Origin of the sequence: Methylocystis sp. Sn-Cys (assembly GCF_016745395.1) — a bacterium.
In the GTDB taxonomy this organism is placed as follows: Bacteria; Pseudomonadota; Alphaproteobacteria; order Rhizobiales; family Beijerinckiaceae; genus Methylocystis; species Methylocystis iwaonis.
The window spans coordinates 128,228-141,080 of sequence record NZ_JAERVJ010000003.1 but is presented as its reverse complement, the minus strand read 5'-3'; the positions used below and the strand labels follow the sequence as shown (position 1 = coordinate 141,080).

The 12,853-nt window shown below is 64.2% G+C and carries 12 protein-coding genes; 7 read left to right on the top strand and 5 right to left on the bottom strand.

Annotated features, from left to right (window positions below):
• Positions 1-24 precede the first annotated feature (24 nt).
• Positions 25-315, bottom strand: a complete 291-nt coding sequence (locus JJT62_RS07790) for a PsiF family protein (protein ID WP_202072151.1) — start codon at positions 313-315, stop codon at positions 25-27.
• 143 nt (positions 316-458) lie between these two features.
• On the opposite strand from JJT62_RS07790, the gene JJT62_RS07785 reads away from it, so the two are divergent.
• Positions 459-2,582, top strand: coding sequence for a S9 family peptidase (locus tag JJT62_RS07785; protein WP_202072460.1), 2,124 nt, complete (start codon positions 459-461; stop codon positions 2,580-2,582).
• Here the strand turns inward: JJT62_RS07785 and JJT62_RS07780 are convergent.
• On the bottom strand, positions 2,575-3,009 hold the full coding sequence (locus JJT62_RS07780) for a hypothetical protein (RefSeq protein WP_202072150.1): 435 nt from the start codon (positions 3,007-3,009) through the stop codon (positions 2,575-2,577). The two genes, JJT62_RS07785 and JJT62_RS07780, sit on opposite strands and share 8 nt — an antisense overlap.
• A gap of 141 nt (positions 3,010-3,150) precedes the next feature.
• Between JJT62_RS07780 and JJT62_RS07775 the strand changes: the two genes are divergently transcribed.
• The gene (locus JJT62_RS07775) at positions 3,151-4,449 is read left to right on the top strand and encodes an O-acetylhomoserine aminocarboxypropyltransferase/cysteine synthase family protein (protein WP_202072149.1); all 1,299 of its coding nucleotides are present in this window, start codon (positions 3,151-3,153) and stop codon (positions 4,447-4,449) included.
• A gap of 136 nt (positions 4,450-4,585) precedes the next feature.
• On the opposite strand, the gene cobU is transcribed toward JJT62_RS07775, so the two are convergent.
• Entirely contained in the window at positions 4,586-5,104 is a 519-nt protein-coding gene (gene cobU / locus JJT62_RS07770) for a bifunctional adenosylcobinamide kinase/adenosylcobinamide-phosphate guanylyltransferase (protein ID WP_202072148.1), read from the bottom strand.
• 243 nt (positions 5,105-5,347) lie between these two features.
• Entirely contained in the window at positions 5,348-6,460 is a 1,113-nt protein-coding gene (locus JJT62_RS07765; protein WP_202072147.1) for a cobalt-precorrin-5B (C(1))-methyltransferase, read from the bottom strand.
• Between the two features lie 91 nt (positions 6,461-6,551).
• On the opposite strand from JJT62_RS07765, the gene JJT62_RS07760 reads away from it, so the two are divergent.
• From JJT62_RS07760 to JJT62_RS07750, 3 genes are all read left to right on the top strand, one after another.
• Complete coding sequence (locus JJT62_RS07760; RefSeq protein ID WP_202072146.1) at positions 6,552-7,109, top strand: YbhB/YbcL family Raf kinase inhibitor-like protein; 558 nt, start codon at positions 6,552-6,554, stop codon at positions 7,107-7,109.
• Positions 7,110-7,310: 201 nt separating this feature from the next.
• Positions 7,311-8,309: an adenosylcobinamide-phosphate synthase CbiB gene (gene cbiB / locus JJT62_RS07755; RefSeq protein WP_246744773.1), complete on the top strand. Its 999-nt coding sequence runs from the start codon at positions 7,311-7,313 to the stop codon at positions 8,307-8,309.
• Between the two features lie 148 nt (positions 8,310-8,457).
• Positions 8,458-9,714, top strand: coding sequence for a polyhydroxyalkanoate depolymerase (locus JJT62_RS07750; protein ID WP_202072145.1), 1,257 nt, complete (start codon positions 8,458-8,460; stop codon positions 9,712-9,714).
• 255 nt (positions 9,715-9,969) lie between these two features.
• Here JJT62_RS07750 and JJT62_RS07745 read toward each other — a convergent pair whose 3' ends face one another.
• Positions 9,970-11,025: a WcbI family polysaccharide biosynthesis putative acetyltransferase gene (locus JJT62_RS07745; RefSeq protein WP_202072144.1), complete on the bottom strand. Its 1,056-nt coding sequence runs from the start codon at positions 11,023-11,025 to the stop codon at positions 9,970-9,972.
• Between the two features lie 177 nt (positions 11,026-11,202).
• Between JJT62_RS07745 and JJT62_RS07740 the strand changes: the two genes are divergently transcribed.
• The gene (locus JJT62_RS07740) at positions 11,203-12,267 is read left to right on the top strand and encodes a GSCFA domain-containing protein (RefSeq protein ID WP_202072143.1); all 1,065 of its coding nucleotides are present in this window, start codon (positions 11,203-11,205) and stop codon (positions 12,265-12,267) included.
• A gap of 88 nt (positions 12,268-12,355) precedes the next feature.
• Positions 12,356-12,784 (top strand): anthrone oxygenase family protein, encoded by a 429-nt coding sequence (locus tag JJT62_RS07735; RefSeq protein ID WP_202072142.1) that lies wholly within the window; start codon positions 12,356-12,358, stop codon positions 12,782-12,784.
• Positions 12,785-12,853: the final 69 nt, after the last annotated feature.

Genomic DNA, 12,853 nt, shown 5'->3' with positions numbered 1-12,853 from the left:
AGCCCCTCGCGGCCGGCCTATTTTTTAGGCCTTGACGCATTCGGCCTTGAACTGGCGCTTCGCCTTGCCCTTGAGGCCCTTGGCGACAGCCTGATCGGCGCAGCTCTTTTCCTTTTCGGCCTTCGACACGGGCGCAGCAGGCGCAGCCGCCGGAGCGGGCGCGGCAGGGGCGGCGGCGGCCGGAGCGGCGCCAGCGTCGCCAGCCTTCTGGGCGATTTCCGCCGGCGGCTTCCAAACGGTCTCGGCATGGGCCGAAACGACGAGCAGCGCGGCGCAGGCGCCGGCGGCGGAAAGAATCTTGATGCTCTTGTACATGACGTCTCTTTTATTGTTATTGAAGCCCGCGCGGCTTCGTGACTCCCTCGACCACACGCTTACGCGAGCGTGGCCGGGCCAAGATTATGACATTTTTGAGAAAATGTCTCGACAACGCCAGCAAGTTGGAAAACAAGGGAAATATGATCGAGATCAAGAAAAGAAGCTCGGCGCAATTCGATCTGACCGCGACGCCGCCGATCGCCGAACGCCGCCCTTTTCAGAAAACCACCCATGATCGCGTTCTGGACGACGGCTATACTTGGCTCGCCGCGCAGAATTGGCGGGATGTGCTGCGCGATCCGAAGACTTTGCCAAAAGACATCGCCGCGCTCGTGAAAGCCGAGAACGCTTACTGCGCCAAGGTCGTTGCGCCGTTGAAAGAGCTGCGCAAGACACTGGTGACGGAAATGCGCGGCCGCATCAAGGAGGACGACGCGGACGTCCCCGACAAGGACGGCCCCTACGCCTATTACGGCCGTTTCCGCGACGGCGCGGAACATCCGCTCTATTGCCGCACGCCGCGCGACGGCGGGCCGGAGACCGTGCTGCTCGACGGCGAGGCGCTGGCGGAGGGCCACGACTTCTTCGACATCGGCGACACCGCCCAATCGCCCGATCATGCGCAGCTCGCCTGGAGCGTCGACGACAAGGGCTCCGAGCTTTACGCCATTCGCACGCGCGCGCTCTGCGACGGCAAGGATCGCGACGACGTCGTTGAAGACACTGACGGCTCCATCGTCTGGAGCGCCGACTCGACGGCGTTTTGTTATGTGCGCGTCGACGAGAACCATCGCACGGCGCAAATCTTCCGCCATATCGTCGGCGCCGATCCGAAGAGCGACCGCCTCATACTCGAAGAGACGGACAGCGCGTGGTTCGTCGGACTGGACGAAAGCCGCTGCCGGCGCTTCGCCATCGTCACGATCCACGGCCATGACGCTTCCGAATGCTGGCTCGTCGATCTGCGCGACGCCGAGGCGCGCCCGCGACTCGTCGCCAAGCGCGAGCCGAAGTTGCGCTACGGCGTCGAGCCGCACGGCGAGCTTCTCTATATCCACAACAACGCCGACGGCGCGGATGACTTCCGCATTTGCGTCGCGCCGCTCGACGCGCCGCAGCGCGCCAATTGGCGCGATGTCGTCCCCCTGCGCGCCGGCGCCATGATTGTGACCTTCACGGTCTTCAAGCGCTATCTGGTGTGGATGCTGCGCGAGAATTCGTTGCCGCGCATTGTCGTGCGCGATCTCGAAACCAATGACGAGCACGCCATCGCCTTCGAGGAAGAAGCCTATGCGCTGGAGCTCGACGCCGGGCTCGAGTTCGACACCACGCAATTGCGTTTCGTCTACGCGTCCATGACCACGCCGGAAGAAACCTACGACTACGACATGGGCGCGCGCACGCGCGTGTTTCGCAAGCGGCAGGAAATTCCTTCCGGGCACGATCCGAAGAATTACGTGACGCGCCGCGTCTTCGCGCCGGCGCAGGATGGCGAAAGCATCCCGGTCACGCTCCTGCACCGCGCAGATTTCACGCCTGGCGGAAACGGCGCGCCGCTGCTGCTTTACGGCTACGGCGCCTATGGCCATTCGCTCGCGGCGGATTTCGACGAGGATGCGCTCTCGCTCGTCGATCGCGGCTTCGTCTATGCGCTCGCGCATACGCGCGGTGGAACCGATAAGGGCTGGAGCTGGTACGAAGACGGCAAACTCGATAAGAAGACGAACACTTTCTCGGACTTCATCGCCTGCGCCCGCCATCTCATCGCTTGCGGCTATACGCGCGAAGGCGCCATTGTCGCGCAAGGCGCCTCGGCGGGCGGGATGCTGATGGGCGCCATCGTCAATGAGGCGCCGCAGCTTTTCGCGGGCGTTATCGCCGGCGTGCCCTTCGTGGATGTGCTCAACACCATGCTGCGCGACGACCTGCCGCTGACGCCGCCCGAATGGCTCGAATGGGGCAATCCGATCGCCGACGCCGAGGTCTATGACCGGATCGCCTCTTACTCCCCTTACGACAATATTCGCGCGCAGAACTATCCGCCGATCCTCTCCATCGCGGGGCTGACCGATCCGCGTGTGACCTATTGGGAGCCCTTGAAGTGGGTCGCGAAGCTGCGCGCGACCATGACAGGCGGCGGGCCCGTGCTGCTCCATACGCATATGGGCGCGGGCCACGCCGGCGCGTCAGGCCGTTTCGAGGCGCTGGAGGATACGGCGCTCGAATACGCCTTCGCCATCGCCTGCGCGGCGCGCCTTACATAGAGGGGCGCTTGCGCTGGATTTCCTCCGGCGGCAGCCATTCCCGCCCGCCCTGCGTGCCGCGCTTGGCTTCGATGCCGGGCGACCCCGCCGCCGTTCCGCTCGGGCCCGCGACGCCGGCAGGCGACGCGTGTTTCTGCGCCTCCGGATTATCCTTCTGCACCACGGTCGGCGGCTGCACATTCGTGCCCGCGGCGGGGCCCGAGGTGTCGCCGGCTCCATGCGACCCGGCGGCCGTTGCGGGGCCCGAAGCGTCGCCGGTTTCCTGCGAGACGACGGCCGGCCCGGCGCCGCCCGATTCCTCGTTCATCGCGGGTTTTTTCTGCGGCCCTGGGATGACGGGCGGATTGGGATCTCCCTGATCCTGCGCGAGCGCCGGCGCAAAAGCGCCCGCCGCGAGAAGGGCGGAGATCACGACAAACTTCTTCATGGCGTCCACTCCTGCCGCCGCCCCCCGAGGCGGACCGGGCAAGCCCCAAGAGCCTAGATGGGAGAGCCGCCAAAGCCGGCAAGAAAAGATCGCCTTGCGCCGCGTTTTTCGTTTAATTGAGCTTTGCAGGAGGAAATTGCCATGGCCATCGAATCAAAACATCCTGAAACGCTTGCGCTTCATGCAGGCTGGCGCGCGGATAAGTCTACTGGCGCCGTCGCCGTGCCGATCTATCAGACGACATCCTATCAATTCCGCGACGCCGAGCACGCCGCCAATCTTTTCGCCTTGAAGGAGCTCGGGCCGATCTATACGCGCATCGGCAACCCGACGACCGACGTTCTGGAAGCGCGCCTCGCCGCGCTCGAAGGCGGCGTCGCCGCGCTGGCGCTTTCCTCCGGCCAGGCGGCTTCGGCCTTCGCGATCCAGAACATCGCGCGCGTCGGCGACAATGTCGTGTCCTCCACCGGTCTTTACGGCGGCACCTGGAATCTCTTCGCCAATACGTTAAAGGACCAGGGCATCGAGGTGCGCTTCGTCGATCCCGCCGACCCCGAGAATTTCCGCCGCGCCACGGACGAGCGCACCCGCGCCTATTACGCCGAGACGCTTCCCAACCCGAAGCTCGAAGTCTTCCCGATTGCAGAAGTGGCGGCGATCGGCCGCGAATATGGCGTTCCGCTCATCATGGACAATACGGCGGCGCCGCTTCTTGCACGCCCCTTCGATCACGGCGCGGCGATCGTCGTCTATTCCACGACGAAATATCTCGGCGGCCACGGAACGTCGATCGGCGGCGCCATTATCGACGGCGGCAATTTCGACTGGGAGAAGTTCCCGGCGCGCCAGCCGGCGCTCAATACGCCTGATCCGAGCTATCACGGCGCCGTGTGGGTCGAGGCGGTCAAGGCGCTCGGTCCCATCGCCTATATCATCAAGGCGCGCACGACGCTGCTGCGCGATCTCGGCTCCGCGCCCTCGCCCTTCAACGCGTTTCTGACCTTGCAGGGGATCGAAACCCTCACGCTGCGCATGGAGCGCCATGTGAGCAATGCGCAAAAGGTCGCAGATTTCCTCGGCCAGCGTAGCGAGATCACGAAAGTCATCTATCCCTCGCATCAGAGCGGCGAAACGCGCGCCCGCGCCGACAAATTTCTCAAGGGCGGCTATGGCGCGCTCATCGGCTTCGAACTCAAGGGCGGCGCAGACGCCGGCCGGCGTTTCATCGACGCGCTGGAGATGTTCTATCACGTCGCCAATATCGGCGACGCACGCAGCCTCGCGATCCATCCCGCAACAACGACGCATTCGCAGCTCGGCGAGGAAGCGCAGCTCGCGAGCGGCGTGACGCCCGGCTATGTGCGGCTTTCGATCGGCCTCGAGCATATCGACGATATTCTCGCCGATTTGGAGAAGGGGCTGAAAGCGGCGGGGGTTTGACCCCCTCGACTTAGCGCCCCCTCCCCAGCCCTCCCCCACTTCGTGGGAGAGGGAGCGGGTTGTCGCCATCATCGAGAATGCGGATCGCGAGCGTCCCCTCTCCCGCTTTAGCGGGGGAGGGACAGGGAGGGGGCTCTCACGACTTCACCTTCATCGGATACCCAGCCACAACCAGCGCCACATCCTTAGCGATCCTTGCGACCTCCTGATGCAGCAGGCCGGCCGCGTCGCGGAAGGCGCGGGCGAGCGCGTTTTCGGGCACGATCGACAGTCCCACCTCCGGCGACACCACGACCGTCGGCGCCTCGCGCGCAGATAAAGCGGCGACCAGGGCGGCGCGATCCGCAATAAGATCGGCTTCGACAAACATTCTGTTGGAGAGCCAGATGGCAAGGCAATCGATCAGCAGCGGCAAATCCGCGGGCGCGGCGCTAATCGCCTCGGGCAAATGCTGCGGCGCCTCGACGGTGCGCCACTCGCCGCCACGACGCGCCTGATGCGTCGCGATGCGCGCGCGCATCTCATCGTCGAAGGCTTGCGCCGTCGCAATATAGGTCCACGGCCCGGGATGCGCCATCACGAGGCTTTCGGCATAGGCGCTCTTGCCCGAACGCGCGCCGCCGAGGACGAAAGTGAGACGCGGATTCTCAATCATCGCGCACCGTCATTGCGAGCGAAGCAAAGCAATCCAGCAGCCGCGCGGAGACTCTGGATTGCTTCGTCGCCTCCGGCTCCTCGCAAAGACGGGCCCTTGCGGTCATGCCACCCGTCATTCCCGGCGGGCTGAAAGCCCGACCGGGAATCCAGAGCCATAAGTGCGCTGGTTCGGCGCTGGATTCCCGATCGCTCGCTTTGCGAGCGTCGGGAATGACACCGAGCCAATGGAGTGAAATCCGTATTAGACATGCTCGGCTCTTTTGAATCCGGTGCGCGCCAAAAGGCCGCCCTCGCGATCGAAGACGATCACCTCGACCTCTGTTTCGCTGGCGCCCAGCGTCTGCGCCGCTGTCGCATAGGCAAGCCTGGCGATTTCACCCGCGAGATCGACATGCGCACGCTGCGCGATCTGCAACGCCTCCAACGCGCTGTTTGCATCTTCGATCTCGCGCGCAATCTCATCACTCGCGCCGGCCGCCCGCGCGCTCTGCGCAAGCCGCGCGAAATCCACGCTCGACCTGCCAGAATGCAAATCCAACCGGCCCTGCGCGAGCTTGGTCATCTTCGCAAATCCACCGCCGATCGTGACGCGCGCGACCGGATGCGTGCGCAGATATTTTAAGAAACCGCCGACGAAATCGCCCATTTCGATCAGCGCGGCGTCCGGCAAATCATAGAGCTTCTTCACCGCAGCTTCCGACGTCGAGCCTGTCGTTCCCGCAATATGCGTGAGGCCGCTCGCGCGCGCGACATCGACGCCGCGATGAATGCTGTCGATCCAGGCCGCGCAGGAGAAAGGCGTGACGATGCCCGTCGTGCCGAGAACAGACAGGCCGCCGATAATGCCCAGGCGTCCGTTGAGCGTATGTTTCGCCATCTCCTCGCCGCCGGGAATGGAAATCTCGATTTCGGCGTCTGCGCCAACGCCGAGCCGCGAAGCAGCCTCCGCGATTGTCTGGCGCATCATCTGGCGCGGCACGGGATTGATGGCGGGCTCTCCCGGCGGCAACGGCAGGCCGGGACGCGTGATCACGCCCACGCCCTCCCCCGCCTTGAAAGACACTCCCGCGCCCGGCGCCGCGCGGCGGACAGTGGCGCGGATCAACGCGCCATGGGTGACGTCCGGGTCGTCGCCGGCGTCCTTCACGACGCCGGCGCGGGCAAAATCATCGCCGCGCGTAAACTCCGCCAGCGCGAAGGCGACGCGCTTGCCGGAGGGTAGAGCGATTTCCACAGGGTCCGGCGGCGGCGCGCCCGTGAGAAGCGCTTGATAAGCCGCGCGCGTCGCCGCCGTGGCGCAGGCGCCGGTGGTCCAGCCCCGGCGCAGCGGTCGATCTTTTGGCGCGTCTGTCATGCGTCTTCTTTAGCAATTAGCGGCGCAACGCGACACCGGCCGAACGATCCGCTAAAAGGAGCGCCGGTTTCATTCGACAGGAGCTTGGCCCATGAGACGCAGCCTTTCGTCCTTCTTCGCCTTTGCGGCGCTCGCGGCGGCGGACGCCGGCGGCGCGCAGGCCTTCGAGCTGAAAAGTCCGGACCTCGCCGAGGGCAAGACCATTGACATGAAACATGTCTACAACTCCTTCGGCTGCACGGGCGGCAATCTCTCGCCCGCGCTCAACTGGACCGACCCGCCGGCCGGCACGAAGAGCTTCGCCGTGCTTGTCCACGATCCCGATGCGCCGACGGGCGGCGCCGGCTTCTGGCACTGGCTCGTTGTCGATATTCCGCCGGACGTGCGCAGCCTGGCGCAGGGCGCCGGCGACGCCTCGGGCAAGAAGCTGCCGCCCGGCGCCCATCAGCTCGAAACCGATTTCGGCGAGAAGGCCTATGGCGGCCCCTGCCCGCCGCCCGGCAAGCCGCATCGCTACATTTTCACGGTCTATGCGCTGAAGATCGACAAGCTCGGCGACGCGGCGCACGGCCGCACGGCGGTCGCCGGCTTCACCATCAACGGCAATGCGCTGGCCAAGGCGTCCATAACTGGGCTGTTCGGGCGATAAAGGGCGTGGCGCATCCGTCATTGCGAGCAAAGCGAAGCAATCCAGAGCGCCATCACGGCTCCTGGATTGCTTCGTCGCTTCCGCTCCTCGCAATGACGGGGTTGTCATTCCTGGCGGGCCGAAGGCCTGACCGGGAATCCAGGGTGACCGCGCGCGCCTTCGGCTCTGGATTCCCGATCGCCCGCTGCGCGCGCGTCGGGAATGACAGGGTCGTCGTCATGGGTCGTTGCTGACGACCGCATGACCAACGCCGCCACCGCGCTCCTCGCGCTCGCCATCGAAGCTCTCTGCGGCTATCCGGACCGGCTCTTCCGCCGCGTCGGCCACCCTGTCACATGGGCGGGCGCGCTCATCCTAGCGCTCGACAAGCGCCTCAATCTTGAAAGCGACCCCTTCACTCTGCGCCGCGCCAAGGGCGCCGCCGCGCTCGTCGCGCTCGCCGCGACCGCGCTCGTCGCCGGTTCGATTATCGAAAGCCTCGCCCTCTCGCTCCCTTACGGCTGGATCGCGCTCGCCGTCCTCGCATCGAGCCTCCTCGCGCAAAGGAGCCTCTACGCCCATGTGGCCGACGTCGCGCGTGGGCTTTCCCGCTCGCTCGACGATGGGCACCGCGAGGTCGGTAAAATTGTGGGCCGCGACGTTACCCTGCTCGACGAAGCCGGCGTCGCCCGCGCGGCGATCGAAAGTCTTGCCGAAAATTTCTCCGACGGCGTCGTCGCGCCGGCGCTGTTTCTCGCGCTCTTCGGCCTGCCCGGCGCGCTGCTCTACAAAGTGGTCAACACCGCCGACAGCATGATCGGCCACAAATCCGCGCGCTATCTTGCTTTCGGCTGGGCGGCGGCGCGCTGCGACGATCTTTTCAACCTGATGCCCGCCCGCTTGGCGGCAGGGCTAATCGTCGCAGCCGCATGGGCGACCGGCGCGCCGGCGCGGGACGCCTATGAGACCGCCTTGCGCGACGCCTCCAAGCACGCCTCGCCCAATGCCGGCTGGCCGGAGGCGGCGATGGCCGGCGCCTTGGGACTTTCGCTCGGCGGTCCGCGCCGCTATCACGACCTCGAAATCGTTGGCGCTACCCTGGGGACCGGACGGCGCAAGGCGACGGCTGAGGATATTTTTCGCGCCCTGAGGATTTACAAGGCTGCGCTGGCCATGCTTTGGCTTATTATGGTCGTCGGCGCCCTCGCGGGCGCTAGATAGTCTGTTTTTCAAGGATAAACGCGAGATCCTTTCCCCCGGACAACCGGATGGAGCTCGCCCTTTCATTTTCCCGGAATTCGAATATGTTAAGGGGAGATTGTGCAGCGCAACATAACGGAGGCGTAGAAGCGCCAGGAGACGCGTGATTATGGACCGTATGTCGTACCAGGTTTATGAGATGCTGCATCTGGCCTTCGCGCCCGCGCGCGCGGCGACCGACGCCCTGCTCCATACGATCAAGAGCCCTCTCAACCCATTTTCGCATACGTCATTCGGGCGCAGCATCGCCGCCTCCGCCGAGCTCTTCGAGCGCATGACGCGCCGCTACGGCAAGCCCCTCTTCGGACTCGATACGACGACCATCGACGGCGTCGAGGTCTCGATCGTCGAGGAGCATGTCTGGATCAAGCCCTTCTGCGGCCTGCTGCATTTCAAGCGGGCCTTCGAGGGCGAGGAGCCGAAGCAATCGAAGCTGCTGATCGTCGCGCCCATGTCGGGCCATTACGCCACGCTGCTGCGCGGCACGGTCGAAGCCTTTCTGCCGACCCACGACGTCTACATTACCGACTGGGCCGACGCCCGCACCGTGCCGCTGATAGACGGCGGGTTCGATCTCGACGACTACATCGATTATCTCGAGGACATGCTGCGCCATCTGGCGCAGGACGGCAGGCCGGTTCATACGCTCGGCGTCTGCCAGGCCTCTGTCCCGCTGATCTGCGCCATCGCCGCGTTGGAATCCGCGAATGACCCCGCCGCGCCGGACTCCATGGTGCTGATGGGCGGGCCAATCGATCCGCGCGTGAATCCCACGGCCGTGAACCAGCTCGCCGAGAAGCGCGGCATCGACTGGTTCCGTCGTCACTGCATCCACACCGTGCCCTTCCCGCATGCCGGCATGGGCCGCGAGGTCTATCCGGGCTTTCTGCAGCTTTCGGGCTTCATGGCGATGAACATCGAGCGCCATGTCTCGGCGCATCTCGAAATGTTCAACCATCTCGTCGAAGGCGACGGCGACTCGGCCGAAAAGCACCGCGATTTCTACGATGAATATCTCGCGGTGATGGACCTCACCGCCGAATTCTATTTGCAGACGGTCGAGCACGTCTTCATCCGGCATGAGGTGCCGCTCGGCCTGTTGCGCCATCGCGGCGAGCTTATCGACCTCGCGGCGATCCGCCGCACGGCGCTGCTGACCGTCGAGGGCGAGAAGGACGATATTTCAGGCGTCGGCCAGACCTACGCGGCGCAAGCGCTCTGCCCCGGCATCCCCGATGCGCGTAAGGCGCATCATCTGCAATTGGGCGTCGGCCATTACGGCGTCTTCAACGGCTCGCGCTTCCGCCGCGACATCGCGCCGCGCATCTGCGCCTTCACGAGCGAAATCGAGAAAGTCGAAGCCTGAAGGGGACCGCGCGCTTTCAGGCGCGCTAAAGAAAGGGCAGCGAGCCTGAAGGCTCGCCAGCTTTTCGATAAACCTCCGAGGCGGCCTCGTCCTTCGAGACGCGAGCGTCGCTCGCTCCTCACGATGAGGCCTAAGTGTTTGGCGTAGATGCAGAAGCCCCTCATGCTGAGGGGCCTGCGCAGCAGGCGTCTCGAAGCACGAGGGGCGTCATGGCGCTCTGGCGAGCCTGAAGGCTCGCGGTCCCCGCTGCGCTGCTTACAACGTCGGCGTCAGCCCTGCTTTGAGGTTTTCGCGGGCAAGACCAAGGAGCAGATTTTTCGTCTGCTCATCCGCAATCCACGCATCGACGCGCGCATTGGAGAGCCGCTCCGGGCCCGCCTTTTCATAGGTCTTGAAAGACGCCGCGAGATATTGCGGCAGGTTGAGAAAATCGCCGACCGAATTGGCGAGATGGTGGTTCTGCAGCTTGAACAGATAGCCGCCCTGCGCGCCGAACACTTTGGCGATTCCCGGATAGACCGGGAAGATTTCCGCACGCGCGAGGTCGTGGATTTCGTAATAGCTGAAATCCGTCGACGGCGGCTTCAGGCCGACTTTCTCCCACATCCGCCGCGCAATATCGAAGAGCACGAAGCTCTTGGGATGCAAGATGCTGTACATGAAGACGCCGCGGCGCGCCCATTTCATGAGATCTTCCGAGAGATCGACGCCGAAACGCGCTTTCGACGTCTCGAGCAGCTCCCGCGCAGCGTCGTTCCAGACATCGAAATAGCCCAGGGCCTGAAAGACATTCTCATTGAACAGCGCCCGCGCTTCCTCGACCGAAAGCCCCGCGCGGTAGGCGAAAAGGGCGAGCGCCGAATGATAGGGCCCGACCGGCCCGAAGATGAAGCCGTGCAGCGGTTGCGATTTGTCCTCGATATAGATGAGGTCGGGATGAAACGCCGCGAAACTGATCGCGGGCGTCAGCGTCGTCTTCGGCAGACGGCTGCGCAGCTCCTCCGAATCTCCGCCGCCGCGCAAATGGCCGGCGAGAAAATCATGCGTGAAGATGTAATCATACGTATCCAGCGTCTTGACCAGAAGGTCCATCGAGGCCTTGGCGTGGCCGATCGCCGAGAAGTGATCGACCACGGCGCTCGGATTCATGACCTTCATCGCATAGGCGATCCCGAAGGCCTGACAATTGCCGATAACGGCGATTCGCGGCCCCGTGGCGCGGATAACGCGGCCGGTCAGCTTGGCGATGTGCGGCTCGACCGCATATTGGCGCCACGTGCGGAAAATCTGCTTGTCGATTTGAGATAACATACGGTCATTCACCAGTTTCGCCGGGGCGCGTCCCGTCTTCCGGCCCTGGGCTGGTGACAAGAGGCGGCGCCGCGTCTATGGTCCGCTCACACGCAACGGCGCGCCATATGCGCAACGAAGACGAGCGCTACGAGGTCCGTTTGCGAAGATCGATTCGAATCGACGAGGAGTTTGCCCTTGGCAGACAACCCCTATAGCTCCCTACCCGACCATCGCTTCTGGCGCAAGGCTGTGACCGGACTGCCGCCCTTCGCCATCGACCCGGTGATTTCCATGCCCTTCAAGATCGCCCGCGAAGATCGCGTGGCGACTGCGGGAAGCTGCTTCGCGCAGGAAATCGCCCATCGCCTGCAGACGAGCGGCTACACCTATTATCTTGCCGAAAAACCGCCGCAGGGGATGTCGGCCGAGGAAGCGCTGCGGCGCAACTACTCGATGTATTCCTGCCGCTATGGCAATCTCTACACGACCGCGCAATTGCGGCAGTTGATCGAGCGCGTCTATGGGCGTTTCACGCCGTCGCTCGATTACTGGAATCGCCCGGAGGACGGCCGCTTTGTCGACCCCTTCCGCCCGCGCATCGAGCCGGACGCCTATGAGACGGTCGAGGCGATGCGCGCCGATCGCGAAAGCCATTTCGCCGCCGTGCGTCACATGCTGGAGACGATGGACGTTTTCGTCTTCACCTTCGGCCATACCGAGACCTGGCGCCACAAGGCGGATGGCGCGATCTTGCAGCTCGCGCCCGGCGTCGCCGGCGGGACATGGGACGAAAACGTCTACGAGTTCTACAATATGACGGTGAGCGAAGTCGTGCGCGACTTCCTCGCCGCCGTGGATCGTATTCGCGAGGTCAATCCGAAAGTCCGCATCATCCTGAGCGTGTCGCCGGTCGGGATCATCGCGACCTACGAAGACCGGCACGTCGCCGTCTCCAATGTCGCCGTCAAATCTATTTTGCGGGCGGCGGCGGACGAGGTCGTGCGGGCGCGGCCGAACATCGCCTATTTCCCGTCCTTTGATCTCGTCAACATCTCCCCCAATACGGGACGCTTCTATCGCGACGATACGCGGCGCATCAATGCGCATGGCATCGACCGCACGATGAAGATGTTCTTCGATCACTTCACCGACAAGGCGCGCGAGGAGGAGGCGATTCGTTCGCTGAAATTCGACGTCGCGGCGGAAGCGGAAGCCAGCGCCCGCGTCGTCTGCGACGAGGAGGCGATCGAGTCTGCGTGAGACGGCGATCGGCGGATCGGCGTCAGCGCCGATCCGCTGAATTCTTCATCGACCACCGAGCCGACAGCCGATTTCCAGAGGATCGAACATGATCGTAGCTTCGCTTGCGCTCGCCGCTGCGGGGGCTTTTACCGGCGCCTCTCTTTACGTGAATTACGTCGAGCAGCCGGCGCGTCTCGCCTTGAGCGACGATGCGCTCATCAAGGAATGGGAGCCCTCCGATCATCGCGGCTTCATTGTGCTCGCGGGATTGGCGGCGATTGCCGCATTGTTCGGCTTCATCGCCTTTCGCGAGCTCGACGACATTCGCTGGCTGTTCGGCGCCCTGGTTATTCTGGCGTCATGGCCCTACACCTATTGGGCGATCGTGCCGCTCAATAACCGCATCCTCGGCCTCATCGCCGCCGACGCCGCGCATGAGGCGCGCAAAGTGATCGATCTTTGGGGCAAGCTGGAAATCGGCCAGACAGCGATCGGCGTCCTTGCCCTCGCGATCTTCCTTTGGGCGGCCGGCTAAAACCTTTCGTCTGAACCGCGCCCCACGCAAGCAGACTGCGCCTCAGGGCCTTCGGCGCCAATCTTGAAG

Excerpts from the sequence above, each read along its gene's own strand:
- JJT62_RS07790 (WP_202072151.1), bottom strand. The coding sequence starts at position 315 with ATGTACAAGAGCATCAAGATTCTTTCCGCCGCCGGCGCCTGCGCCGCG.
- JJT62_RS07785 (WP_202072460.1), top strand. The coding sequence starts at position 459 with ATGATCGAGATCAAGAAAAGAAGCTCGGCGCAATTCGATCTGACCGCG.
- JJT62_RS07780 (WP_202072150.1), bottom strand. The coding sequence starts at position 3,009 with ATGAAGAAGTTTGTCGTGATCTCCGCCCTTCTCGCGGCGGGCGCTTTT.
- JJT62_RS07775 (WP_202072149.1), top strand. The coding sequence starts at position 3,151 with ATGGCCATCGAATCAAAACATCCTGAAACGCTTGCGCTTCATGCAGGC.
- cobU (WP_202072148.1), bottom strand. The coding sequence starts at position 5,104 with ATGATTGAGAATCCGCGTCTCACTTTCGTCCTCGGCGGCGCGCGTTCG.
- JJT62_RS07765 (WP_202072147.1), bottom strand. The coding sequence starts at position 6,460 with ATGACAGACGCGCCAAAAGATCGACCGCTGCGCCGGGGCTGGACCACC.
- JJT62_RS07760 (WP_202072146.1), top strand. The coding sequence starts at position 6,552 with ATGAGACGCAGCCTTTCGTCCTTCTTCGCCTTTGCGGCGCTCGCGGCG.
- cbiB (WP_246744773.1), top strand. The coding sequence starts at position 7,311 with ATGACAGGGTCGTCGTCATGGGTCGTTGCTGACGACCGCATGACCAAC.
- JJT62_RS07750 (WP_202072145.1), top strand. The coding sequence starts at position 8,458 with ATGGACCGTATGTCGTACCAGGTTTATGAGATGCTGCATCTGGCCTTC.
- JJT62_RS07745 (WP_202072144.1), bottom strand. The coding sequence starts at position 11,025 with ATGTTATCTCAAATCGACAAGCAGATTTTCCGCACGTGGCGCCAATAT.
- JJT62_RS07735 (WP_202072142.1), top strand. The coding sequence starts at position 12,356 with ATGATCGTAGCTTCGCTTGCGCTCGCCGCTGCGGGGGCTTTTACCGGC.